Genomic DNA, 24,264 nt, shown 5'->3' on the forward strand with positions numbered 1-24,264 from the left:
CAATTCGATCGCCCATGAGCAGCAGCTGTCATAAGCATGTCTTCGGCGCCGTTCGGGTGGAGCGGCTCTATTCGGCCACTTCGCGTTCCGATCAACGAGCGGCCGGCGCCTTCGCTGCAGTAACGAAATTCAGCGCATTGACGCGTCCATGCCTCCAGGTGTTGGGCAACGGCGTTGATGGGCCGCCGGCGACGTCAACAAGTTGCGGGTGATCCGATCCTGGTTAGCGCAGGCTTCACTTGCGGCATCGCCGTGGCAACACCCGCGAACGATACAGCTCCCTAGTGCCCAAAGGAGATTGCAATGCCCGACTCAAATTCGGTGGCACTGATCGGCCTGACCTTGACCGCGGCTGGTTCGATCTTCGGCCTCTATCGGTATTACATGAACAGCGCGCAGGCGAACTTGACCCGACAGCGCGAGCGCGCGTTGGCGGCATCCGAGCAAACCAAGGATTTCTTTGAAGACGCTGATGTACGTTTTGTCATGCGTCTGTTGGATTATGGGAACGCCCCATTTTGGAAGGAGGAAACGCTGAAGGGCCAGATCTTCGACGTGCGTGAGCTGCCCATAGCGCTGGCCGTCCACTGGAAACGGCAGCAGTCCGAGCAAACTGAAACGAATGTATTCACGGACCGAACTCTTGCCGTCCGCTCCGCCTTCGACAACTTTCTGCTCTGGTTGGAACGGGTCGAGCATCTCATACGCCACGATGTCATTGGAGCCGTGGGTTTCGGCGAGCTCTTCTCGTACTGGCTGGTCCTGCTCGGCGAAATTCCGCACCCCTGCGACAAGATCAATCATCTCTCAAATGCGGATCGTGCCGCGCTTTGGGAGTACATCCGAGCATATGAATTCAATTCGGTCGTTCGCCTATTCGCCAGGTACGGTCGCGCCGGGCCGGTTGGACAGGATGGGTTCGTTCCTCGCAAGACAACTTCGAAAGAGAACGTCTGAACACGCGTGCCGTGTCGGCCTTCTTTCGCCGAAACCATCATCTCAAAGCGCTTCGAGCGAAGCGGCCAAAGGTGCGAAGCAGCGGTACGATGGGAGGGTGTCCGCGGGTAGGCGCCGTCCGGCGTTGATCGCGAGCCCCGCAGATCGACGTCGCGTGCGATTCTCCCGTGCTGTCAGGAAGACGCAATGCCGGAGTTCATTTTCGTCTGAGCATCCTCCGACGATCCCGGTGTAAGCCGCTGGTGTATCGCTTGATACCAAGCATCTCGGGAACGCTGTTCTTCAGCGACGAGAATTGAGACGACGTTGAGCGGCGCTTGTCCCCCATTGCCCGGCAGTGCGAATATTGTCGTGACCTCCTCATGCGAATAGGAGCCGAGGAAACTAGGGACTGCAAGCGCGCGATTTCATTGCAAGGCCGGGGGCGTCCATCTCCCGTGCTTTTTTCACGCCGGTTTACCCACCACCGCGCCATTGAGCTTCGGCCTTGACACGATCAACACGGGTCACGCCAGGATTTTGTGCATAACTCAAACGTCACGGCCGGTCCTGCTCGCTCGTGCAGACGGGTACAACTACTATTTAAGGTAGTTTCACTGTTGCATTTTCTTTTCCTTATTGGAGATGGTCGTTGCTCGAGGTTGCAAACGCTGCTCGCATGGTCGTCCGGCGGCAGACCCCAATGGGCCTGATCGAAGTGATCACACTCATCGCTTGTCTTCTCGTAGTTGGCCCATCCAAAGCCGTAGCACCCGATGGTCGGCCCGAACAGGCAGCAACGACGAACGGCGGTGAACCAGCCGGCAAGAGCAGCGCGCAAGCGCCGGCAAGTATAAAAGACGCCGCCAGGGCGGCGCGCAAACCAGTTCCCGATTGCGCGGGCGGCGAGGTTTTCCGAAAGCTCGCCAACACGGCCAACAGTCCGGCGATCATCTACAACGCTAATCTGGTCCCTGCAGGCAGTCTGGTCGATTTCGGGCTCACCAGTTCACTGGACTCGGACGCCCACTATTTTGCGCTCATCGTTGATGATGACAGCTCGCCCCATGATGACAGCCGGCATGGTGCGCGTGCACGCAGAGCCGGTGAGACCGATGATTTGGTCGCACGGCGTCTATTGTCCGCCGGTGACACGATTGTTTCGGTCGATATCCCCGCAAGTGCGGCCGGGTTTTGGACTAAACGCAATTTGTATATCTATCAGTGTGATGCCACGCGAAGGCCGTTCAATGTTTCGTACCTGCCGGTCTATATAAGCCCGCTTACCTCGAGTGCGGTCGTCGCCTTTCTGATCGTGATCGCGGCTTATTTCATTGCTGCGAAGGCTTTCATGCGTGTATCCGGCCAATCTCTGCGAGGCGCACAGGCCTGGAATCCTATCCGCATCACAGCAGGTCCCGACAATCGCGGCAGCCTGTCGGCCTTCCAGGTGTTCTTCTTCACGATCTTGGTGTTTGGGATGCTCGCTTTCGTGCTGCTTCGGATCGGTATCCTGTCCGACCTGTCGACGACCGTTCTGCAGCTACTTGGGATTTCCGGTATCGGGGCGGCGATGGCCAAAGGAGCGGACTCGACAAAGACCGCTATCGATCCGGCCAACGAGGCATGGCTTTTGAGCAGGGGATGGTATGACGGGCCCGCTGTGCGCGCCGCGGCGCAGCCAACATTCTATGACCTGATCTCGAGCGATGGCAATTTCGACGTGTACCGCTTTCAGAGCCTGCTGTTTACGGCAGCGGTCGGAGGCGCCCTCTTCGTTGGCGGAATCTCGCAGCTGTCGTCGTTTACGGTGCCTCAGAACATCCTCGGTATTCTGGGACTGAGCCAGGTCGTCTACATCGCAGGCAAGCTTGTTTCGCCAAGCAGCGCGTCTCAACTCAACGCCGTCTTGACCGATCTGCGGACCGCCGAAGCGGAGTTTCGCGAGGCCGTTTTCAACGCTTCCTCGACTTCCGGCCCTCCGGCGAGCCCGGCTGCGATGACCATGCAGGGCGCCATTGATCGTTTTGGCGCGGCTGCTTATGCGAAATATCTCGAGAAGGCTAAAGGGGCGGCAAAGCTTTTCACAGATTTTGCCGGGCGAGCCGTCGATCGCCAGAAGCTCGAACCCTCGCTTGGCAGCACCTAGATCATGATGCGCTTCCACGGAAACGCATCACGATCTCATCTGTTTGTTTGAGCAGGATCTTTTCGGAAAACCGGTGTCCACTTTTCCGGATCATGCTCTCGTACTGCGGATTCGCGGTCCCCCAAGATAGCCGACGGGCAGGACAGCCAGTCGGCCCGGACGGCTCCAATTCAGGGCGACTTTCAGGATTGAGGTTGTGGCCATAGGTGTGACGGATGGGGGTTCATTCCATTGCCGAGCAATGCACGCGGCGGTCACGGATGGCGCGGCCAGGCGCGCTGGGGTGCATGCATGTCATCGTCACGCGGCGCCGCGGTCTCGGCGCCTGCACCTTTGCAATGCGAGGATCCGGCGCGGAGAACTTCGACGAATGCGATCCCGTCGCGCTCTTCTCCGACAGCCGGATCATGCCGCGTCCGATACGATCAATCCGGCAAAGATCGATTAGGCCGGCCCGCAACAGCCACGACCGGCGAGCTGAAAGATCTCACTGCTCGGCGTTACTTTGCTACAATGCTTGCTTGATCGGTCTACCAGGTCCTGCAGACCAGACAACGCAGCACGGCAAGCTGGAACGCGCTCATATGTTCGAGCACGATTGCCCGTCGCTCTTCTATTGCGCCGCTGGGCACGTGGGACCGGTCTTAGGCGCGATATTCGTCGCTCCATCTTCCTCTGCGGCGCAGCGGGTGGGATACTCTTTGACCATCCCGTTCTTGGTTCCGCAATGTATGATCTGCGGGCAAGTGGATTTCTCCTGAGCGATCCTGATGCGCGACAATCTATCGGTGTGCTGCTCAGCAGACGCAAAGCCAATGCTAAACATGCTGATAGCGAAGATTAGGGCCAACCTAGGACGAATGAACATAGCTCTCTCCCTCAATGATATGCAGATCAGAATGGACGCGCCTACCACGGGAACGGCCAAGGCAAAGGCCAACTTGCGTTTCGCGCGGCAGGTGCAGCAAGCGCTTTTTTCTTGGAAGCCAGTTCGCCAATAATGGACGGCGCTGTTTCAGGCGTGATCAAATAAGAGAAGCCGAGATCCAGCGCTTTCTGCAGGTCGGAAGATGCAATCTCGTAGGCGTTCACGCTACCCGTGATCGATCCGCACAACTGTATGTGCATCAATCCGTCAGTGGTCTTCTTTTGACTGACAATCGCAATTCCGGCGCGTGTGAGTTCCTTGGCCATCTCGTCAAGCTTGATTCCACTGCCTTCGACACAAAGGATGGTACCGTCATATTTATAGACAACCGCAGTCTTTGATTCGAATATCCATAGTCCAAACTTCGCTGGACCAACAAAGCCGCGGCGGATCTTTTCCCAATCGGCCTGGCTGATCACGTAGGTGTTGGCCTGCCCCGTCGGAGCCCCACACAGTTGCATGATCTTGAACGGCAACTGCTTCTTTTCTTGGCTAATAACGTGAGCTCCAAGACTTTCCAGCACGGCTTTGTCTTGATCGAGAGTACGGGCCTCCCCTTCGTTGCATTGTAAACTGCCATCGGGGCGATAAACGCGAAGATCGGCAGCAACGGCACAATTCGCCGCTCCAAGAAATAGAAGTGCACTACATGCACCGATTATCTTTGCTGAAATCATCTTGTCCCCTTCCGCGAAGAAAACTTTTGACAACGATCGTGGCTGCGTGAGCCACGCAAATCTATTGAAGGTTACCAAGGGCGGACACGCTTCGTTGATGAGAGGCTGATCCGCATCAACAGCTTCCGTCGCTCTTCTTGCCGACGTGCTTCTTCTGCCGCTCGCAATCGTTGTTGTAGGTTTTTCCGTCGCAACCGCAGACTGGGATCAGCGATTTTGCACGCGATTGCGGACATAACTTGCCGACCTTGACGCATACGCCCGATGCATCAGCAAAGCCACACTGGCCTGGCGTCGGATCGCACCAAAGTCCGCGATCACATTTGATCCCGCCGAAGCCGCCGCACGCCTCGCCGACTTTTGCAGCTTGCGAGGAAGCAGGGACACCAAAATAGACTGCGAGGAACAACACGAAGAAAGGTATACCCTTGAGGGACATCTGCGACGCTCCGTGCAATGAATAAGAAGCTCCGCCCGCCCACTTATGAGTGGAGAGCGCTCACCAATTTGGCTGTTATGCGCAAGAAGATCAGAATAAGTTTTTGCCTAAAGGCAATGAGACCAGTAAGGAACCAGCAATTCTCAAGATAGTGGCAGCATACGACAACTACCTGGGGTTTGTCATGTCCATTTTTGGACTTTTCGCAAATTTCGAAAACCCGCAGGCTCGGCGCCAACTGGCGGGCCGCATTTACGACGGCTCGATCCTGTCTCGTCTGTAGAATAGACGAAGCTCCCATTTGATTGGCACCAGAACGCCCCTCACTCAGCTCAAGGTAAGCGCAGCAGCTACGACCGCGGTATACCTGCGAACCGGATTGCAAAAGCCGCGGTAAAATGCGTCATCTCATTACACGCGGATGGAATAATGCTTAGTTGCCGCCCTTGGCGCACAATTCCTGCCAGCATTGCAAGCAGCTGATCCTCTCTCTTCTCCCAAACCGTCCAATCAATGATGTTGTTGCCAACCTCGCACCACTGATTGCGGCTCCTGGCTCGCTCGAGCCTGCTCGCCTTTGCCTTTAGTCGAAGGAAACGCGCGCGCACGCGGCCGGACATTCGCTCTTGACCAAGGTGTGAATGTACAATTCGTACGGTTTGAGCTTCAATAAAGTTATAGGTAATAAGATTCTTGGTACGGAGGCTTCCATGCGCTACCTTCAGCTCATCATTGCCATCGCAGTTTCCGCCCTGGCCGGCTTATCAACCGCCGATGCTCGAAATCGTTCGGAATACGTGCTGCCCGCCATACAAGACACTTATTGTCTGCAAGGGCGCGCGTGGGGATATCCTGGCACTTGCCAGTTCTCCACCTATGGCCAATGCATGGCCACAGCATCTGGTACAGGCGGCTATTGTCATCTCAACCCAGTTTACGCCTTCGAGCAACAGCGATGGCAACAGCGCTGATGGGCCAAGGTCGCTAGTCGGCAAATCGAAGACCAGGCTCGGCTCAGGCCATCCGTTCGGGTTCGCGCGCCGGCGACACTCCTGAACCGGGCCGTGTCGTCTATCCTGGATGACTACGGCATGAGCTTTCGTTCGATCGGCATGCATTCTACATCGCGGCCTTCTCCCCGCATCCGTTGAATCAGATCCGAGCCCCGCGCTTTGTGCCGCATTTCAGGTCTAGGCAGAGCGCTCCTGCTCATAGTTTGCGAGATCGAGCCTGGATGTGCCGATCTCCGCAACAATCTCCGATTTTCGGAAGGCTACATATTCTCGTTCACAAGAGGCCTGAGCGCTATCAAGGCTTCTCCAAGGCTGGCGCGGGTTTCAGGGCTACCCAGGACGATGCGAATGGCCTCAGGGGAGCTGGCTTCATCGACCGCGAACATGCTTCCGGACCGAACCAAGACACCGGCCTCGGCTGCCGCCGCGACAAAGCTCCGCTGCGTCCATCTGCGCGGAAGCGCCAACCACATGTGTAGTGATTCCGGTTTGGTCAGGTAGGTTGCATGAATGAACAACCTCGCGGCCATTTCCTGTCGCGCGACCGCCTCATTGCGTACAGCGAGCAGTACTTTCTCGGCGGTGCCATCGGCAATCCAGCTTTGAGCGACCAAAGCGGACAGCGGCGTGACATGCCAAGCCGAGGTCGTCTGAAAGCGATCAAACGCGCTTGTGGCCGCCTGAGCGGAGGGCATCAACAGATAGGCAATCTTCAAGCCGGGGCCAATGCACTTGGCGAGGCCTGCGGCGTACCAGGTGACGTCCGGGGCCAGCGCGCTGATCGGGGGCGGCGCTTCCGGTGGAAGCAGCCCGTAAACATCGTCCTCAATAATCATGACGCCATATTGCCTCGCGACATCGGCGAGCGCGAGCCGCCGTTCATGCGACATCGTGATGGTGGTCGGGTTATGAAGTGTCGGCGTAAGAAACAATGCTTTGGGAGTGAGCTTTCTGCACGCATCCTCGAACGCCTCCGGCGCCGCTCCGTCGTCATCCATCGCGATGCCCCTGACGGAAATGTTCAAGAAGCCGGCAATCCGCCGCACCCCGTAATAGCTCAAGCTTTCCGTCAGCAGCACGTTGCCGCTTCCAACCACGTTGACCAATGTGATGAGGAGGCCACTCTGAGTACCGTTCGTGACGATGATCCGGTCAATCGACGGCGCAGCCCCGAAGCGCTTCGCTAGCCAAGCCGCTCCAGCTTGACGATCAGAATCAGTCCCTCGAAAGCGATGATATCTCAGCAGTGCCGCGACATCTCCTCGTTCAGATATCTCAAGCAGCGTTCTCGACAACTCCACCCCTAACCATTCTGGGGTCGGCGGAGTGGTTCTTATAAGGCTGATTGGCTCCCCATGTCGGCGACTGCCAAGGATATTCATTTTGCCGGTTCCAGTTAAAGTACGCAGTGCAATGAGACAACGCTATGCTTGCCAATTCAAGGACATCCACGTTGGCGCGCGCGGCCGAGACTCGCTGAAGAGCGACGTCACATGATCTCTCGAAGGCGAGTATGGTCGAAGAGATCTTCATGCCCCACCGAAGCGATCCACGGCCTCCCCTCACCCGCTGACGGTCCGCAGCCACGCTGCTCAGCAACACCAAGATCAATTTCTCCTCCTCTCCTCCCGCGGCCGGAGCCCTCTCCCCACCAGGCGCGAACCACTGCAAGGCAGCGTTGATCCACCAAGATGATTGGATCGACAGGGTTGCCGGCCGAACGTAAGCGCCGTTTTGGACTTCGCTGGCGCGCTCGGTCGAAACTCGCCATAAATGAAGCAGCTCCCGTTCCAATCAACGACCAACGTGGGTAGTTGATAAAGATAAGAGTGTGTGAACGATTGAGACGACGAACGCTGTGGCTCTGCAAGAGACAAATTCGCCACTTCCGCCGTTCGACGCAACTTTGCTGTCGGGTGATGCGCTTGTAATAAAACCAGGACGCTCTTCATGTGCAGCCCCCGGCGAGAACAAACAACTCTTCCTAGAGCGCTAGCTCTAACGGCCATCCGGCGAGCAACAAATTTGTCGCGGAAACACCCCCAATACCCGAGACAACCGGATCGGGCTCGCACATCCAAGTGCCGCAGCTGTCCAAACGGCGCCCAGGACATCCTCGCAGGATCTGCGGCGCACCCAGCCAAGCGGGCTTTTCTCGTTCCGCACCAAGCGGTCGGAGGTGAGCGATGCGCCGTCAACCGGTAGATACGCACTCTGCCTACACTGGGCTTGCTGATGCGTATGACAGTTATCGGCCGCATTATCCGGATGAACTCGTGAGCTTCATTGCCGAGCGCGTGAAGCTTGCGGGACTTTGCGCTCTCTCTGTGCTCGATATCGGCAGTGGCACGGGACTCTTTACAAGGCAACTGGCGAGGCTATTGCCCCCTTCTGCTAACATTACGGGTCTCGAGCCGAACGCCGATATGCGTCGGAAAGCCATCTGCGGATCTGCGGGCATCGAGAATGTCAAGCATATGCCAGGCAGCGCAGAACGGCTTCCAGCTGAGAGCGGAACTATTTCTCTGGTGACAGCCGCGAGCGCAGCGACGTGGTTTGATCGACCCAAATTCTATACGGAGGCAAACCGGGTCCTGACCTCATCAGGGCTTATTGCGGTGCTGATGATTCGACGGGATCTGGATAGAAGCGCGATGCTTCGAGATTACGAGCGTTACCACGAGCAGTACATTCCCGGTTTTGTGATCGGCGGATTTGAGGGCAGCGACGGACGCTACGCACCCGTGAATTTCGTGCATGAGCTCAAATCATCGCCTCTGTTTCGCAAGGTCCGCCATTTTGCACTCTATTGGGACGACTATTTAACGTGGGAGCAGTTCGAGGGCCTGAGTCTATCCCGTAGCGATACCAAAACGATTATTGAGATCAACGGCCTCGAAGAGACGATGAGGTGGCATCGCCTGCTCTTTGAGCGATATGCTGCAATGGATGGAACGGTCGAATTTCCATGGTCAGCAGAGGTGACAATCGCCCTACCCGTTGCTCAGTGACATCTTATGCGCGTCGTGCGCACCAGCAGCCCCAGAAATCGGTAAATTGCAGCGGACCGCTTGAGGCCGCGCTTTGGATGCCGCCTGCTCCTGCTTTGTCGTTCAATCACCCGCGAGCACTGCTATCCAGAAGCCACGGTTGCCAACAAGCTAACGGAGCCCTTCTTTCGATCTTCGTATGACTCGCTCGGCAATAATCCGTCATGGTGAATGCCAGCAAGCACCTTAGTTCGATCATTGCCGCAAGCGAATGCAGCTTAACAAACACCGCATATAGAGGTCAGCGTTAACCCACATGAGAGCGCGCCGAAGCAAAGCCGCGCTCGCTGCTCGACGCTTGCATCGACAGCAGCAACTGCGACTCGAGATTGAGAGACTGCTCCCCGTCGCTTCCGCTCGAACATTGTCACGAATTCGAACGCGCGGGCTACGCTCAAACTGATCTTTACGAGCAGCTTCTCAGTTCCACCTCGACAGCGAGCGTTTCGGCATGAAGTGCAAGAATTGCCTGCGCGGTGGCGTGGGCTCCCTTCGCGCCAACGAAGAAGAAATGCCCCCCAACAGCCTCTCGCGACAAGCGCTTCGGCAGCGACTCGACGAGTGACCGAACCTTATTTAGAGCACTGGGAGCGAATGAGGCGGCGCGAGCCGCGATCACGTTCGCGTTGAAGAATGACCAGTTGGCCTGATCCGTTAACAGGTGCCGCCCATCACTCGATGCTGTCGGAATGATGGCCGCGCACAGCGGAGCACCTTGAAATTCCATAGCCAGCACATCCCTCGCCGCATCCGAGAGCGAATGTTGCATCCGCCCATTGCGCCAGCGGAGAGCTTCACCATGCAGATTCAACGGCGAGCTGCCAACAAACTCTCTAAAGTACACCTCAGAAGGAATAATTGATCTCCCCTCCAGGTGATCCTGTTCCGACAGAGAATCCAGCCAGGATCGGTTGAGCGGCGTGCACTCCCCCTCGGATAGAGCAAGGAAGGATCGAAAGCCATGCGCCGACAGGGGTGTTTTCTCGAGATTCACCGGCGAGAGGCCTGGAAGCGGAGGCGTTGCCGCAAGGCTTACGAATGCCTCTATGGCAATGTTTCTGCTGGAAGCCGTCGCGGCCAGACGTGAAATAAATCTACCGGCCATACTCCAGCCAACGACCAGGATACGCGGCTTTAGCTCCCATGCATGCAGCTTTGCCGCCACCAAATCGATCAAGACTTCTGACCAGGCTGTGACATCCAGTCCACAAACAGGAGAGTTGAACACGGGGTGTTCGATCGGAGGTGATGGCACAACCAAATTGTACCCCATCGACGTTAGCCAATAGGCGAGAAAATCCCTGGGATCGCCGTCAGGATAACCATAAGAAATCCGCCCCAGATGACCACCGCCGGTCAAGAAAAGCACCAAGGCGCACTCCTTTCTTCCCGGACGGCTCCATTCGATATACGGGATGGCGCAAGCCAGCCCATAGCTTTCATCCGGATAAAGGCCTGCATTGACCATCGCTGCTGTTCGCTTGCCAGGCTCAAACACTCATTTAAGGCCGAGAAGCTTTCGCGCCTGCGACGCCATTGCTTGGAGCCCTGCTTCAGGTGACTTCTGGAGTGTGATGACAGAGCGCATAGCGTCCACGATGACCTTGGTGACTTTTGCCGCGTTCTCTCCTGGAAAAGCGTACCACCCGCGAAGAATGGGTAGCTGATCGAGGCTCGCTTTATAGTTGGCATTCCTTGCAAAGTGGTCGGAGAGCTCCGTTGAGTCGCGGGTCCCGAAGTCGTTCGCCGGCAGCCATCCGGATTTGAGTGCTACAATATTCTGTCCGGCTGGCCCGCTCGCAAACTTCATGAATTCCCAGGCGAGCTTCTGTCGCTCCGGTTTGGTCGCAAACATCATTGCGATCGATCCGGCCGCGGGAAGCATCCCGTTCGGTGCCATCAGCGGAAACCTGGCGACAGCAAGCCTGAATTTATCCTTGCTATCCTGTTCGAAACGCAGCTGATTTGAATTTGAATCGAAAATGATGCCGACCTTCCCGGCGACAAACAGAGAACGAGCCTGGTCTTTCGACATGTCAACTGAAGCTTGTCCCGATTCTCCGATCCGTTTGATGATGTCCAACGCTTTCAGGCCTTCCGGCCCATCAAAAGCAATGTTGCTTTCATCGGAATTCATCATCGTCGCATTTTGACTAAAGAGCAGAGCGTCCCAGAAAAAGTCCTCACTATCGTATTGGAAAATAAGTCCGACATTCCCTTCGCCCAGCTTGGTGATACTCGAGCCAAGTCTGATGATCTCGTCCCATGTCGTCGGGAGGCGTGAAGGATCGCCGCCAACTTTGGCGAGGAGGTCGAGATTGTAGAAGGCGACAGGCTCGGCGACGCCGAAGCCTAGCGCATAGCTATCCCCCTTGGATGCCCCAATTTTTTCAACAGCAGGAGAAAGCGCTTTTCGGCTGTCACTCATGTCCGCATTCAGGAATTGGCCGAGCGGAACAGCAAGGTCTCGATCCGTGTAGATCCGCAGACGATTGGCGCCCTGGAATGACACGTCCGGCAACGAGCCTGTGAGCGAAGCGCGCAGAGTTGCCTGGACGAGATCGTCGTAACCTCTGGTCGAATTATCCAACTCGACTTTGACGCCGGGATGTTCCTTCTCGAAAGCTCTCGCGAGTTCGACCCACATCGCGTTAAGGTCAGAGGATGCTGCGGTTACCCTTAACGTCCTGCCGTCCTCTGCGTTTGCCGGACTCATGATCGCACCGACAAGGGCTGTAGCGACGATAATCATTTTCAAAGAGGGCGGCCACATCTGGCTTTCTCCATTTTTGGAAATATTCGGGATTCCTCGCCGCAGCGAATCCTATCGTCGCACGCTAGGCTTTGAGGCGCTGTTACTTGATCGCCCCTTCCGCCAAGCCTTCGACGAACCAACGCTGTGCGGCCAGGAACGCAACGATAAGAGGCAGAACGACAAGCGTTGCTGCGGCCATGAGCGGGCCGTAGTCGGTGCCCGCCTCCTCGCTCTTGAAGACCGTGATTCCGAGCGGCGGCGGCATCAGCGATTGATCGTGCACCGCAATCAGCGGCCAGAACAGATCGTTCCAATGCGAGACGATCGAGAAAATTGCGAAGGCGATCACGGCGGGTAATGCCATTGGCACCATGATTTTCCACACGATTGCTATTTCGGAGAGGCCATCGAGCCGCGCTGCATGAACGACGTCGTCCGGAATGGTCTTAAAGAACTGCCGGAACAGGAAGATGCCGAACGGCGAGACCACATAGGGCAAAACGAGCGCCGCATAGGTGTTCAGGATGCCGAGCTTATAACCGAGAATGAAGAGCGGCAGGGAAAGCACCTGATGCGGCAGGAGGAGCCCGATCAGCACCAAGCCGAAGAGAGCATCACGGCCGGCAAAGCGGAGTTTGGCGAGTGCGTAGGCGCACGGCGCACAAACAAGGATTTGCAGCGCCAGGATCAATGCGCAGATCATGATGCCGTTGCCCAGATAGCGCGGCAACGGTGCCTGGGTCACTGCCTTTGTGTAGTTCTCGACGCCGTAGAACTGGTAGGGCCAGAACGAAAAGCTGGTCCGGAAGATCTCTCCCGGTGGCTTGATTGACAGCGACACCATCCAGACGAAAGGCACGAGGATGAGCGCGCCGGTGGCGAGCAGAATGGTATGCCGGAAGACCGCGGACGGCGACAGCAGACAAGTGAAAAGCGCTCTGGTGCTCATTGGTAGTGCACCTTGCGATCCATGAGGTGGGCCTGAACGAGGGTGAGGGTCACGACGATAGCCAGAAAGACGACGGCGATCGCGGCGCCGTATCCGGTGCGCAGATACTCGAAACTCTCTCGATAGAGCGTGTAGAGGAGCATTTCGGAGGCGTGGCCCGGGCCGCCTTGGGTAAGCACTTTTACTGTGTCGAACGAAGCGAACGCCCTCAGCGCGACGACGATGACGACGAACATCGAGACCGGGCCGAGCATCGGCAGTGTCACGGTACGCAGGCGGTCCAGCCACTGGTCAGCACCGTCGACATCGGCCGCATCGTAGATGTCCTTAGGGATGCTCTTGAGGCCCGCGAGGAATAGCACCATCGCGAAGCCGAGATTGTGCCATACGCCTATTGCGGCGAGTGTCGGCAGAACGGTGCGCTCGTCGCGCAGCCAGTTGGCGCCCGGCATGCCGATCGCAGACAATATCTGGTTGACAAGGCCGATGGTCGGATGCAGCAGCGCCTCCCAGGCGATCGCCATGGCCGACATCGTCGCCATGAAGGGCAGAAAGTGAATCGCGCGGTAGAAGGAGCGGCAGGACTTACCACTTTCGATGAGGAGAGCGATCAAAAGTGCGAGGCTGACAGTGCCCGGCACGACGATCAGCAAGTAGATGGCTGTATTGCGAAGTGAGGACCTAAAGCCCTCGTCTGCAATGATCTCGCGGAAGTTATCGAGGCCGACAATGGAGAGCGTCGGCGCGCCGAACTGCCAGTCGGTGAATGCGATGACGAAGACGCCGATCACGGGCAGGCAGTAGAGCGTGAGCAGAAGGAAGATTGACGGCCCGGCCAAGATCCAGGCCGCCATGGCTTCGCGAAGGCCTCGTCTGGGCGCCTGGGCAGCGGCGGGACATCGAAACGTCGACGCACCACTCCTCGAGGAGAGTTCGTGGCAGGTGCCGGAAATCGCACGAGGCCCTCTCATCGAGCGGCCTCCCGAAGCGGCGTGACCGATGCCCGGCTAAATTCCATTTGCCCGCGCAAACGCCGTCCATCGGACGTAAAGAGAAGCACCCGCTCCGGCCTGATACCGACGTGCAAGGTCTGGCCGGGGGCGATACGCGGCGCGTATTCGGCCGGAAGTCTTGCGACCAGCGGCTGGTCGGGGCCTGCCAGATCGAGATGGACGAACAGATCGGAGCCCATATGCTCGATCATGCGAACCGAACCAGTCAGCGTGCCCTGCCCGCCCTGGTCGGCGAGATGAAGGGCCTCCGGGCGGATTCCGAGGCTCAGATGCATACCGGGGAGTGCAGCGGCATCGACCTTGAGGGTCGATCCGGCCACGTCGATGAGCCCGTGTTCGCGCATCGCGCCCTCCAGAATGTTGATCCTGGGCGAGCCGATGAATTCTGCGACGCGCTTATCGGTAGGATCGCCATAAATGTCCTGCGGCGGAGCGACCTGCAGCAACTCGCCATCAAGCATCACCGCGACGCGGTCCGACAGCGTCATGGCCTCGGCCTGATCATGGGTGACGTAGACGAAAGTTCCCCCAAGACGCTGGTGCAGCTCCTTGATCTCCGCGCGCATCTGCACGCGCAGCTTGCTGTCCAGGTTGGACAGCGGCTCGTCCATCAAAAAGACAGCCGGATGGCGCACCATTGCTCGGCCGACTGCCACGCGCTGGCGTTGGCCGCCGGAGAGCTGTCCCGGTTTTCGAGTCAATAGATGGCCGATATCCAGGGACTTGGCGGTGCGGGTGACTTCCATGTCGATTTCGGCAGCGATCCGCGCCCTTCCTGGAAGCAGACGGCCGACAAGGGGAAGCCTCTGGATGGCGGTGAGCCGCCGCATCCGGAGTGGCAGTGCAATGTTGGCGGCGACCGTCATATGCGGATAGAGGGCGTAAGACTGGAACACCATTGCCACGTCCCGCCGCTTCGGCCTGAGGCCATCGACCACCCGTCCGCCAATCAAAATCGACCCGGCATCCTGCACCTCGAGCCCTGCCAGCACACGCAAGAGCGTTGACTTGCCACACCCGGAGGGTCCGAGCAGCGTCAGGAACTCACCATCTGCTATCGAGAGCGAGACATCACGCAAAACAGGCATCGGGCCATAGTTCTTCACGATGCCGTCAATCGATACCGATGCCATCGCCGTTACTCCCACATCGTGAACGCGTTGCTGAGCACGGCGCTGAGATCGCTCAATCCCGTTTGGGCGTGTCCGCTGTTGTGTGAGACGTTAAAAGATCGGACTACTACAGCCGGATGACGACCATCGAATAATTCGATGTGAAGTTACGCGCATGCGATGATGTTTGGTGCTCCAAGACGAATGTGTCGAAGAGCAAATAGGGCATGGATTCATTAGCCCAGAGCCATAGCCTGATTGAAGCGAGCCGGGCGAAGGGGGCCGTTGGCGGCAAGTTGTCGTGAGGCGCCGCCACACGACGACATGCTTTATTCTGTTGAGGAACCGCTCGCCCCCATTGCGAGCGCGATAAAGGATAAGGACAAAAATAGATCGGCTCGCTGGGATGGCTTTTGGGCGGGATGTTTACCCAAGCGCCCTTCTTCATGGCAAGTTCTCTAGTCCAACCGGTGTCATAGCCACGGCCGGCAAGCAGCATCGATCCCGGAGGCGAGACAGGAGCTTTCTAGCAAGCCGATTGTCGTGAGCTTCGCCCGGTGTCAGCGCAAGCCGGACTGGCAGGCCATGTGCATCCACGAGCACATGAATCTTACTGGTCAATCCGCCCCGTGACCGTCCTCTGGCTTGTCTTCTATTCCCCTTGACGCAGGCACCGTGCCTGATGCACACGGACAATAGACGTGTCGATCATTTGCACGGCGGTGTCATGTGCGCCTTGCAGCGCGTTCATAATCGTGGCCTACATACCTGCGCGTCGCCAACGAACGAACCGGTTGTAGCAGGTCGTGTACGGAGCGAATGTGCCGGCAGGTCGCGCCACGGCGCCCCGGATCGCAAGACCCAGAAGATACCGTTGAGAACACGACGGTCATTCACCCGGGGTACGCCCCGCAGCTTGTTCGGCAGCATTGGTTTAATGGCAGTCCACTCCTCGTCAGTGAGTTCGTAGCGCATGAATCGCTCCTCAATCAGGGGCTCGAATCACCGCTTGGAGGCCAGCTCAACTTTGGTCGCTATCCGCCCGAAAGTAGAGTACTATGCTCACTTGGAGTTTTGGCGTTCATGACCCATAGCCGACTTTCGTGAGCTCCGTGCGGCATCTTTTTCACAGGCTTAGCTTGTCGCACGTTGCAAGCAACCCTTCAGCATATTGCTCACCGCCCGATCGAACCCAGCTGTCCCTGACGACAAACACCCAAGCAAGGATACCGATGAAATCAAAGATGGTGGCGCCCCAGACAGGCGGCGTGCCAGCAGCCCCGATCGCAGTCAGAGCGGCCCGCAGAGACGGGACATCAACGTTTGCCGCAACTTGCATCCAAATCGCAAACAACGACGCGATAAAGGCAAGCCCCACGGCAAGCAGCGCTATCGGCTTCATACCGCGCATATTGCGGCGAAACCCATATTGGGCATTCTCTTTGTCGACTAGCGGAAAGCCCTTGCGAACGCGCTCTTGAGCCATTTGATCGCGGAGTCGTAAGCAAGGTCTGTGGTGCGCGGATCCTTCTCTTCCTGGGACAATGTTGGCAACGCCAACCCCGGCACGTTCTTGGCGAGAAACGCATGGTAACGACCGCGCGTGTGCGGGTCGAGCCGGCCGCTGTGGCGGAGCAGATAAGTAGTTGGCCATCCCCCCCCATTCGCTCAGCAAGCGCGTTTCCACGATCTTTCCTCGGGTACGGGCCAATGAACTCAGCCAATAGAGCAGCCCGCAAGAGGAGGCGATCGTAAGCAGGGTCGAGCCGATGTTGGACGTTATCAGTTCAGGAAACCACGCCAATGCCGTAACGAGCGGCGCAAAGATGGTCAGCATAGCCGGAAACAGCCGCGCCTGTCGGCTGTAGCTGTCGAGCAATGATTTGATATCCTCCATCTCCGACGCTCAATCCTCCTGCTCTTCGGGATATGCCACCGGGATAGCGGCGCCCCAGCTCCGATGCGAGGCAGATCCTCCTCGGATTCGCACACTACAATTCTCCGTTGTGAAGACACTGGCGCCTCGATGATACATGGCGCGCACAACAGACTTGCGGGGATGATCCAGGTCCGCCTTTGCTGAACTGACAAGCGCTGTAAACGTCGCGGCACTTCCCTGCCTTGGCAACCGCGGTCCCAGCAGTTCGTCCAACAGCTCAGTGTTGACGTTATGCCGGCCGCCGTGGTGCGGGACTTGGAAGCGATCAATGCCAGGCAAATTCAGGCCGGCGAGGGATGCATAGTCGATGACCTCGCGCAATCCTGCGCGCCCCGTGTCGCCAGTGAGCAAAATCTTGTTGCCGCTGAGATAGGCGTACTGAACGACACTCATTTCGGTTTCATTGCTCGTCTCGCCACCGGGAAAATACTCCGCACCCCAAGCGGCTTTGACAAGGGCCGCGACGGTCTTGGCTGCGTCGGCGAAGGCACGACCAACCGACGACAAAATCCTCTCGTCGAGCGCGACCGGTGTTTTGTCGGACTCAACAACGAGATCGAGGAAACGTGTCCGCGTGGGAGCCATTACACGAAAGGCCCCGATCACTGCGCCCTGAAAGGGCTCGTAGATCGGAACGCCCTTCTTGATCGCAATGTCCTCAAGCGCCGCGAGATTACTGTAAGAAGACCGCAACGAACGCCTAAGGTTATCGACGTTAGTGTAGTTCTTAAAGCGAGGCAGCAGCTCTTCGGCGTACGCCCAAGGGCGCAACATCCAAAGGGCGCCAACGCTAAAGTGTTCTAAAACGGCCCGAAGCCCTACGGCGTGGTCGCCATCATTGTGCGTCGCGACAACGTGGTCAATGAAGGTCGGCCCACCGTAGAAAGTTTTGATATGCTTGACCACGGCATCACCGGTTGCCTGGAAACCACCGTCGAGCGACGTGGATGTTCTGAATGCCGTTGACCTCGTAGCGAAGACAGATGGCGTCGCCGCTGCTCTTGGCTTCAACGTCCAGAAAGTCGATTTCAAAAAAGTCCGCCAAAACATTGCTCCCGATATAAGCTTTAAGTTCGATGGAATGTGGTAGCGTCAGACAAGAATGCAACGTATGCGAGCTCCACGATCCGAATTTATGCTGGCCGGAGGGGCGGACATGGGCGTATGGCCCTCTAACGCAGTGAGGACCATTCACCAGCCCTGAGACCGGTAGAATCAGCCCCGCAGGGAGCGGCGCTGATAGCGATAGCCCTAGGCAGACGTGGGCCCCGAGCGCCTCCGCGAAGGCGGCGATATGCCTTGCGTGAGGGATCGTTACTCAACGGGCCGGAGACGAAGTAGCGCCCGAAAGCTCGGCGACGCCCAAAGCCCGGTCGCAGACACGCCCTTCAAGCCTTTCGCCATTGGTCGGGCTTCCCGGCATTGGTGTGCTTTACCCGTTCAACGATCGGCTTGTGACCGGGATTCAGTTCTCGAGCGCGCTCGATAGCTTCGCGTTGGGTCGCCAGCACGTCACTTGCGCGCTCGGAGCCACCACGGCGAACCGCGTAGTCACCCTGATCGCGGCGCTCAACATACATCTTGTCTTTATTATTGCTCATCCTGAAACCCCCTAGGTTGCTAAACCTCCAAGATGGGTATTTACGGCTCTGCGATAAGAGCTACACTAAAAAAGATTCATCTTGCCTTTGCTCGACTCGGGGTTGCGTGTGCGATTCGTGGATGGACCGGGGGATGTGGAGGCCCGTGAAGGCCACGACTAGGACATTGGAGAGCGATGCCCATTGTGAACATCACCTAGCCAGCGGCCCTTGTGGGCTCATGGCCCGAAGGCGAAATCATTGGATGCGCCTACTCCAAGCAGCCGCTTTTATGAGTACGCGCCCTAACACTACTTTGGCAGATTGTTGGATTTCGGCTTTTTATTAGGATTCCCGAATCAATTTTTCAATGATTCATGGGTGGTCGGCTCTTGGAGGGCTGACCATGGCGGAATGGGAAGACGAACTCGAACGCTGGCTGATGCCGTTCTTGGACCGGTTGGGTCATAAGACGCGGCAGCGGATGTGTCCCCTGTACGTTGCGGGATTGATCGGTCCTGGCGATCGCAAGAGCGTTCAGCCGATGGCAGAACGCCTCGCAACCGGCAACTACGATCAGCTGCACCATTTCATTGCCGATGGTGTCTGGGACGCGTCAGCGCTGGAATCTGAGTTGCTCAACCAGGCCGACCGGCTTGTCGGCGGCAAGGATGCGGTGCTGGTTATTGATGACACCGCGATCCCGAAGAAGGGTGAACGTTCGGTTGGTGTTGCAGCTCAATATGCATCGGCTCTCGGCAAAACGGCAAATTGCCAAACGCTGGTGTCTTTGACGCTTGCGCGAGGTGAAGTGCCGGTGATGGTCGCGTTGCGTCTTTTTCTACCCGACAGTTGGACGAGCGACCTGTCTCGTCTAAAGCGCGCTCGCGTGCCGGTCGAACACCGAACGGCACGGTCCAAGCCGGAAATTGCTTTGGCCGAGATTGACCGCGCGATGGCAGCCAACGTGCGCTTTGGATGTGTGCTGGCGGATGCAGGATACGGGCTCAGCGCACCGTTTCGACAAGGGCTAACGGCACGCGGGCTGGCCTGGGCCGTCGGCATCCCTCGGCATCTCAAGGTGTATCCGGTCAATGTGAAGCTCATTTGGCCGATTACCAAAGTCCGCGGAAAACCACGAAAGCACCACGTACCAGATATCTTATCGATTGCGGCAGAACACATGCTGGCCAGCGCCAAATGGAAAACCGTGAGTTGGCGCAGCGGGACGAAAGGTCGGCTGAAAGCCCGATTTGCTGCTCTCCGTGTCCGCACCGCCGACGGCCCTCCGCAGCGGATTTGGGACAAGGGTCAGCAGCATCTCCCAGGCGACAAGGCCTGGCTCATTGGCGAGCAACGAGCCTCGGGGGAGAAGAAATACTATCTCGCCAATCTCCCTGCGGCGACGGATCTGCGCACACTGGCCGCCACTATCAAGGCAAGATGGGTTTGTGAGCAGGCGCACCAGCAGTTGAAGGAGGAGCTTGGACTTGATCACTTCGAGGGGCGATCATGGCAGGGTCTTCATCGCCACGCCCTGATGACAATGATTGCCTACGCCTTCCTGCAACATCGCCGCCTCGCATACGCGGGGCGGAAAAAAAAGAATCAACGGGCCTCCGCCTCAGCCAACCATGCCCGCCGTGCGTCACGCCATCGTCGATCTCATCCTTCGGCCACCGTCTCAACGGTGTCCATACTGCCGAAAACAAATCCTTGAAAAACACCGGCCCAAACAGGTTCTGCCAAAGTAGTGCTAACCAATACAATGGACACTTCAATGGAGATCATAATTGAACAGGCGTGCCCCGTGTGCGACCTCGGAAGAAGCGAGAGTTCTGATAGGCCAGATCTCGCGGCGCTGGAAAATCCATCTCGGCTCGATGCAGTCCGAGCACGTGAGCGCAACCGCGAATTGACCCAGGTCAGCTCGGCGCCTGCCCGTCCACTCGCCGGGCAAGGGACGGCGATCCTTTGCACCCCGCATTGCAAACCCTTCAGGCACTCTTGCGACACAGGCAGGGCCCTGATTCACTGGTTCATTGTCCATCACTCCTGTTCAGCCTCGGCATGCCGATCACGCGCGCTTGCACCATCGGGCGCATCAGGCTCCTGGGACATCTGTGATGATCAACCGCTCCGCGGCGCCAAATACGGCGCTGGCCTCGACTGACCGTGCTGCGCCCGATCCCGCCGCCAATGGTCGGCCGGAGGCGAGGTGTTCTTCCAGCAAGGCTGCGCGGCACGAGCATGAAGCGTAGCGTTGCCAACGCCTCAACTTATTCCCGTCCCTGCTCTTTCCCCCCGTTGGTCTCAATGACGCCTTTGCTCAACGAAGCAAGGGCAACATCTGACCTACCCGCGTGATCCGCAAAAAGCGCGTTTCGCTGACCTTTTGGGCCCGCTACTTCAACAGGAATTCCAACCGCCGGCAATGTAGCAGGCGGGGCCGACATGCTCGCGCCGGAGCAACTGCCGATAGTCTCCAAGACGCGTCTCGAAAATCTCCTCGCGTACAGGACTCTCGAAGGCTTCGGACGGCCGCAGCAGTTCATGTAGAACCCGTCCGCTCATCGTCTGAGGTGCTTCAATGCCGAGCAGCTCCAGAATTGTCGGCGCGATATCGCAAATGCCTGACGCAACGAAAGATGCGCATCCGGCATTCGGAAACGCTGATCCTGCGACGAGGCCGACTGCCGCAAGCTCATTCGGATGGAGCCCGCCGTGAAGGCCAAGACCCGCCCGGCGGTCATTGTCATAGAAGGTGCCGCCTACGAGACCGAACGGGTCTACGGTATCGTCGGCGCGGAAGGAAAACGCGACGTCCGGGGCACGGGGATGGTCCGCAAAGATCAGGCGATTTGAGAGGCTCCCGGCGGCGATGCCGTTGACGTCGTCCTTCGCACGCGTGAACAGCGGCCCGCACCACGGCTCGGATGTCATGGCCGTAACCAGCCGCGCGACGTTCGCCTCCTCTGGATTGTCAAGATAGAGAGCACCAACCTGGCCGGGCACCACCACCACATCAACATCGGCGGACGGCGCCGTACCGGGGTTGAACCCTGCCGCACGAAGACTATTGGCGACTGAGATCCGCGTATGGCCGGTGATATGACCGTGGTCCGAGATCGCGAAAATCTGAACCCCGGCCTGCCTTCCCTCGGCCTGCCACCAATCGAGCACGCGACCGAACTGGCGGTCGCAATGGGCGATGATGGAGCGCGTCGCCTCGGCACCCGTGCCGTGGAAATGTGAGGTGACGTCCGGCTCACCATAGGAAAGGATCGTCACGTCGGGACGATATTTCGGCCAAACGACGTCGAGAAAGGCGGATGTAATCCAATCCTGTCCGGTGCGATCGGGCTCGGCTTTGGGTGGAGCTGGAGGCAATGGGCCGACACGCCTTTCGATCTCGGTGAGCACATCGTCTGGCGCACAGGCCTCGCGAAAATGACCAGACAGACGGATATGGCCGAAATCCTCGGCCTTGTGGTGGAACAGCCTGGTGGTACCCGCTGTATTGGTGGCAAGCACAGCAAGGCTCCGCCCGTTCGCCGCCAAGATCTCGCCGAGCGATGGCGCCGAATAAAGCCGGCCGCAGCTCTCGACATCGAGCCGGCGCAGCAGAACCGCATCGGACGTGTCGATGTAGCGCGGCGGGCTCACGGCTCGATCGAGATATTTGTTACCGACCATGCCATGCCGGTCGGCCGTGGCGCCGGTGACAAGGCTCGGGAAAGCGGATCGGGTTTCGCTCGGAAAGATGGTGCGATGCTTCGCAAGCGTCACCCCGGCCGCCTTCATGCGCCAAAGATGAGGGGTCAATTGCGGGGTAATGAGGTCGGGGCGCAAACCATCAAAGCTCGCGATAATAAAACGGTGATCGCAAGACATCAGCGAACGCCCACCATAGCCCCTGAATTACGAGCCTCTTGGAGAATACCTCCCACCACAGCCATAGCCGCCTCCAATTCATCGCGGCTCTCGGGGCTGCCGATGACAAGTCGGACATGGTTGAGAGGCAACTTCGGATCAGTTGCAAAAATCCGCCCTGGCCGGATGGTGATATTTCTTGAAGCGCATTGCGCAACCAGTTCGTCCTGATCGATGATCCCCTCAAGATCGAGCCAGAGGAAAAGCGCATCCGGCCGGGTCCGAAATGAGAGGCCATTGAGCCATTTCGTGGCAATCCTCTGTCTGGCGGCCGCCTCTTCTCTGACGCCGGCTACGATCTTTTGCATCGAACCGCTGGCGAGCCAGAGGTTCACCAGTTCGACGGAGAAGGGCGCGGCAAACCAGGTCGACATGCCATGGAAGCGGTCAAGCGTTGTTTGCGCCGCCTTGCCATGAGGCGCAACGAGGTAGCCGACCCGAACACCAGGGCCGACGCATTTGGCAAAACTTGTAATATGCCATGTCATCTCAGGCGCCAATGCGCCAAAGGGAGCTGGAACGCTCTGCGCGAGCACTCCATACACATCATCTTCGATGATGCTCACTCCATATTGCCTTGCGATTTGAACGATCCGCTGCCGCCGCTCGAGCGACATGACAATCGTGGTCGGGTTGTGGATGGTCGGCATCAGAAAGAGCGCCTTCGGCGCAAATTTGCGGCATGCCGTCTCGAACGCCTCGGGTTCGGCGCCATCGTGATCCATCGTTATTGTTTCTGTCCGGATGCCCTGAAGATGCGCATGCTTGCGAAAGCCGTAATAGGTGAGCTCCTCCGTTAAGATGGTATCGCCTCGCGCAGCGACTGATGCGAGGGCAAGAACCATCGCACTCTGGGCCCCATTGGTGAGGATGATCCGTTGCGGATCCACAGCCCTCCCGAAGCGCAAGGCCAGCCACTTCGCGGCATGAGCTTTGTCCGCTTCTGTTCCGGAAAACCGATGTTGTCTTACGCTGTTTTGGATCTGCGTTGAATCACTGAGTGCACGCAGGCTCTCTCTGACTGTCTCTTTCAGGTTCGGATAAGCTGGTGGAGTTGACCGTTCAAGGCTGATGGGCGCCGTTCGGGCCTGATGATCTTTAAACATGTTCTTGTTCCGCCGTTTGCGATTGGATCTGTGGTGACAAGAGGCTCGAGAAGATCGAGCGGTGCGGCGCATCAGAGATCGTGCTGGGAACGAGTGCCGGCGAACAGCAACGCCCGTCACCATCTTCCTGCGTCGCGATGAACGATCTGCAGACAAGTTCGCCGGCGGGTTCATGGCCCTGCGTGGAGGCAATGAAAGCCTGAAATAGCGCGGTCCGGCGCGACACCCTTAATGGAGCGCTCGCATTCGTGGCCCGCAACTGCTTCGCCAGCAGTTCTTGGCGTGAGCGCGCTGGGCTCACACTTGCACGGCGCGCAACGACATGAATGCTTGGCCAGCAACGTGCGGCAACAAAAGCCAATGCCGGGCCGGGTCGGGGCAGGATGAGCATCGCAGTCGACAGCCCGATGGCCGCTGAGATCAACATCACGATCCGACCTTGCCAACTGAAGAGGCGTACGAGCCGCGTAGTCGAACAGATGCTGCCGACGAATTCAGGTTCCAATCGAGCTCTTCCATATCGTCACGAAAAGTCGCAGCGAACGAGAAGTATTCCACTTCTCTCGTCTCATCGGCCGCCGACAGTTATCAGCTTCAAAACCCGGCCTGCTACAGTTGGATGACAGCCAGCGAATAATTCGATGTAAACTAACCAAATATGCGATACACCCCAGGACGAGATGTC

Annotated in this window: 19 protein-coding genes and 1 pseudogene; 5 read left to right on the top strand and 15 right to left on the bottom strand. The window is 57.9% G+C overall.

Translation table 11 applies throughout. The features are described from left to right. The first annotated feature begins 303 nt into the window (after positions 1 to 303). Positions 304 to 957, top strand: a complete 654-nt coding sequence (locus tag IF803_RS35685; RefSeq protein WP_461195452.1) for a hypothetical protein — start codon at positions 304 to 306, stop codon at positions 955 to 957. Positions 958 to 1,639: 682 nt separating this feature from the next. After that, complete coding sequence (locus tag IF803_RS35690; protein ID WP_461195453.1) at positions 1,640 to 3,085, top strand: hypothetical protein; 1,446 nt, start codon at positions 1,640 to 1,642, stop codon at positions 3,083 to 3,085. Between the two features lie 909 nt (positions 3,086 to 3,994). On the opposite strand, the gene IF803_RS35695 is transcribed toward IF803_RS35690, so the two are convergent. Together IF803_RS35695 and IF803_RS35700 are read right to left on the bottom strand one after the other, a co-directional pair. Next, positions 3,995 to 4,690: a hypothetical protein gene (locus IF803_RS35695; RefSeq protein WP_461195454.1), complete on the bottom strand. Its 696-nt coding sequence runs from the start codon at positions 4,688 to 4,690 to the stop codon at positions 3,995 to 3,997. 115 nt (positions 4,691 to 4,805) lie between these two features. After that, positions 4,806 to 5,129, bottom strand: coding sequence for a Kazal-type serine protease inhibitor family protein (locus IF803_RS35700; protein WP_461195455.1), 324 nt, complete (start codon positions 5,127 to 5,129; stop codon positions 4,806 to 4,808). Positions 5,130 to 5,839: 710 nt separating this feature from the next. Here IF803_RS35700 and IF803_RS35705 point away from each other — a divergent pair. Beyond that, complete coding sequence (locus IF803_RS35705; RefSeq protein ID WP_461195456.1) at positions 5,840 to 6,100, top strand: DUF3551 domain-containing protein; 261 nt, start codon at positions 5,840 to 5,842, stop codon at positions 6,098 to 6,100. A gap of 302 nt (positions 6,101 to 6,402) precedes the next feature. Here the strand turns inward: IF803_RS35705 and IF803_RS35710 are convergent, their stop codons facing one another. Beyond that, positions 6,403 to 7,524 carry an aminotransferase-like domain-containing protein gene (locus IF803_RS35710; RefSeq protein ID WP_461195457.1) on the bottom strand — a complete coding sequence of 374 codons (1,122 nt, stop codon included), beginning with the start codon at positions 7,522 to 7,524 and terminating at the stop codon, positions 6,403 to 6,405. Between the two features lie 804 nt (positions 7,525 to 8,328). Here IF803_RS35710 and IF803_RS35715 point away from each other — a divergent pair. Next, positions 8,329 to 9,153 (top strand): class I SAM-dependent methyltransferase, encoded by an 825-nt coding sequence (locus tag IF803_RS35715; protein WP_461195458.1) that lies wholly within the window; start codon positions 8,329 to 8,331, stop codon positions 9,151 to 9,153. A gap of 445 nt (positions 9,154 to 9,598) precedes the next feature. Here the strand turns inward: IF803_RS35715 and IF803_RS35720 are convergent, their stop codons facing one another. From IF803_RS35720 to IF803_RS35760, 9 genes and pseudogenes are all read right to left on the bottom strand, one after another. Then, positions 9,599 to 10,660, bottom strand: a complete 1,062-nt coding sequence (locus IF803_RS35720; RefSeq protein ID WP_461195459.1) for a hypothetical protein — start codon at positions 10,658 to 10,660, stop codon at positions 9,599 to 9,601. Positions 10,661 to 10,690: 30 nt separating this feature from the next. Beyond that, positions 10,691 to 11,965: an extracellular solute-binding protein gene (locus IF803_RS35725; RefSeq protein ID WP_461195460.1), complete on the bottom strand. Its 1,275-nt coding sequence runs from the start codon at positions 11,963 to 11,965 to the stop codon at positions 10,691 to 10,693. Between the two features lie 82 nt (positions 11,966 to 12,047). Then, a complete protein-coding gene (locus tag IF803_RS35730) occupies positions 12,048 to 12,896 on the bottom strand; it encodes a carbohydrate ABC transporter permease (protein ID WP_461195461.1) in 849 nt (282 codons plus the stop codon). Next, positions 12,893 to 13,750, bottom strand: a complete 858-nt coding sequence (locus IF803_RS35735; protein WP_461195462.1) for a carbohydrate ABC transporter permease — start codon at positions 13,748 to 13,750, stop codon at positions 12,893 to 12,895. Before IF803_RS35735 ends, IF803_RS35730 begins: the two co-directional genes overlap by 4 nt. 113 nt (positions 13,751 to 13,863) lie before the next feature. Next, entirely contained in the window at positions 13,864 to 15,042 is a 1,179-nt protein-coding gene (locus tag IF803_RS35740; RefSeq protein WP_461195463.1) for an ABC transporter ATP-binding protein, read from the bottom strand. A gap of 223 nt (positions 15,043 to 15,265) precedes the next feature. Continuing rightward, positions 15,266 to 15,996, bottom strand: a pseudogene (locus IF803_RS35745) (IS5 family transposase); the annotation flags it as partial. A gap of 151 nt (positions 15,997 to 16,147) precedes the next feature. Then, positions 16,148 to 16,918, bottom strand: a complete 771-nt coding sequence (locus IF803_RS35750) for a hypothetical protein (RefSeq protein WP_461195464.1) — start codon at positions 16,916 to 16,918, stop codon at positions 16,148 to 16,150. 9 nt (positions 16,919 to 16,927) lie between these two features. Beyond that, positions 16,928 to 18,010: a ComEC/Rec2 family competence protein gene (locus IF803_RS35755; protein WP_461195465.1), complete on the bottom strand. Its 1,083-nt coding sequence runs from the start codon at positions 18,008 to 18,010 to the stop codon at positions 16,928 to 16,930. A 338-nt stretch (positions 18,011 to 18,348) separates the two neighbouring features. Then, the gene (locus IF803_RS35760; RefSeq protein ID WP_461195466.1) at positions 18,349 to 18,561 is read right to left on the bottom strand and encodes a DUF2188 domain-containing protein; all 213 of its coding nucleotides are present in this window, start codon (positions 18,559 to 18,561) and stop codon (positions 18,349 to 18,351) included. 349 nt (positions 18,562 to 18,910) lie between these two features. Here IF803_RS35760 and IF803_RS35765 point away from each other — a divergent pair, with 349 nt between their 5' ends. Continuing rightward, the gene (locus IF803_RS35765; RefSeq protein WP_461195467.1) at positions 18,911 to 20,260 is read left to right on the top strand and encodes an IS701 family transposase; all 1,350 of its coding nucleotides are present in this window, start codon (positions 18,911 to 18,913) and stop codon (positions 20,258 to 20,260) included. A gap of 689 nt (positions 20,261 to 20,949) precedes the next feature. Here the strand turns inward: IF803_RS35765 and IF803_RS35770 are convergent. From IF803_RS35770 to IF803_RS35780, 3 genes are read right to left on the bottom strand one after another with little or no spacing between them, the layout of a single operon-like run. Beyond that, positions 20,950 to 22,434: an alkaline phosphatase family protein gene (locus IF803_RS35770; RefSeq protein WP_461195468.1), complete on the bottom strand. Its 1,485-nt coding sequence runs from the start codon at positions 22,432 to 22,434 to the stop codon at positions 20,950 to 20,952. After that, positions 22,434 to 23,579 (bottom strand): aminotransferase-like domain-containing protein, encoded by a 1,146-nt coding sequence (locus IF803_RS35775; RefSeq protein WP_461195469.1) that lies wholly within the window; start codon positions 23,577 to 23,579, stop codon positions 22,434 to 22,436. The genes IF803_RS35770 and IF803_RS35775 overlap by 1 nt, the downstream gene beginning before the upstream one ends. Continuing rightward, on the bottom strand, positions 23,572 to 24,084 hold the full coding sequence (locus IF803_RS35780; RefSeq protein WP_461195470.1) for a hypothetical protein: 513 nt from the start codon (positions 24,082 to 24,084) through the stop codon (positions 23,572 to 23,574). The genes IF803_RS35775 and IF803_RS35780 overlap by 8 nt, the downstream gene beginning before the upstream one ends. Positions 24,085 to 24,264 lie beyond the last annotated feature (180 nt).

The organism is Bradyrhizobium sp. UFLA06-06 (assembly GCF_054820065.1).

Excerpts from the sequence above, each read along its gene's own strand:
- IF803_RS35685 (WP_461195452.1), top strand. The coding sequence starts at position 304 with ATGCCCGACTCAAATTCGGTGGCACTGATCGGCCTGACCTTGACCGCG.
- IF803_RS35690 (WP_461195453.1), top strand. The coding sequence starts at position 1,640 with ATGGGCCTGATCGAAGTGATCACACTCATCGCTTGTCTTCTCGTAGTT.
- IF803_RS35695 (WP_461195454.1), bottom strand. The coding sequence starts at position 4,690 with ATGATTTCAGCAAAGATAATCGGTGCATGTAGTGCACTTCTATTTCTT.
- IF803_RS35700 (WP_461195455.1), bottom strand. The coding sequence starts at position 5,129 with ATGTCCCTCAAGGGTATACCTTTCTTCGTGTTGTTCCTCGCAGTCTAT.
- IF803_RS35705 (WP_461195456.1), top strand. The coding sequence starts at position 5,840 with ATGCGCTACCTTCAGCTCATCATTGCCATCGCAGTTTCCGCCCTGGCC.
- IF803_RS35710 (WP_461195457.1), bottom strand. The coding sequence starts at position 7,524 with ATGAATATCCTTGGCAGTCGCCGACATGGGGAGCCAATCAGCCTTATA.
- IF803_RS35715 (WP_461195458.1), top strand. The coding sequence starts at position 8,329 with ATGCGCCGTCAACCGGTAGATACGCACTCTGCCTACACTGGGCTTGCT.
- IF803_RS35720 (WP_461195459.1), bottom strand. The coding sequence starts at position 10,660 with ATGGTCAATGCAGGCCTTTATCCGGATGAAAGCTATGGGCTGGCTTGC.
- IF803_RS35725 (WP_461195460.1), bottom strand. The coding sequence starts at position 11,965 with ATGTGGCCGCCCTCTTTGAAAATGATTATCGTCGCTACAGCCCTTGTC.
- IF803_RS35730 (WP_461195461.1), bottom strand. The coding sequence starts at position 12,896 with ATGAGCACCAGAGCGCTTTTCACTTGTCTGCTGTCGCCGTCCGCGGTC.
- IF803_RS35735 (WP_461195462.1), bottom strand. The coding sequence starts at position 13,750 with ATGGCGGCCTGGATCTTGGCCGGGCCGTCAATCTTCCTTCTGCTCACG.
- IF803_RS35740 (WP_461195463.1), bottom strand. The coding sequence starts at position 15,042 with ATGGCATCGGTATCGATTGACGGCATCGTGAAGAACTATGGCCCGATG.
- IF803_RS35750 (WP_461195464.1), bottom strand. The coding sequence starts at position 16,918 with ATGGAGGATATCAAATCATTGCTCGACAGCTACAGCCGACAGGCGCGG.
- IF803_RS35755 (WP_461195465.1), bottom strand. The coding sequence starts at position 18,010 with ATGTTTTGGCGGACTTTTTTGAAATCGACTTTCTGGACGTTGAAGCCA.
- IF803_RS35760 (WP_461195466.1), bottom strand. The coding sequence starts at position 18,561 with ATGAGCAATAATAAAGACAAGATGTATGTTGAGCGCCGCGATCAGGGT.
- IF803_RS35765 (WP_461195467.1), top strand. The coding sequence starts at position 18,911 with ATGATTCATGGGTGGTCGGCTCTTGGAGGGCTGACCATGGCGGAATGG.
- IF803_RS35770 (WP_461195468.1), bottom strand. The coding sequence starts at position 22,434 with ATGTCTTGCGATCACCGTTTTATTATCGCGAGCTTTGATGGTTTGCGC.
- IF803_RS35775 (WP_461195469.1), bottom strand. The coding sequence starts at position 23,579 with ATGTTTAAAGATCATCAGGCCCGAACGGCGCCCATCAGCCTTGAACGG.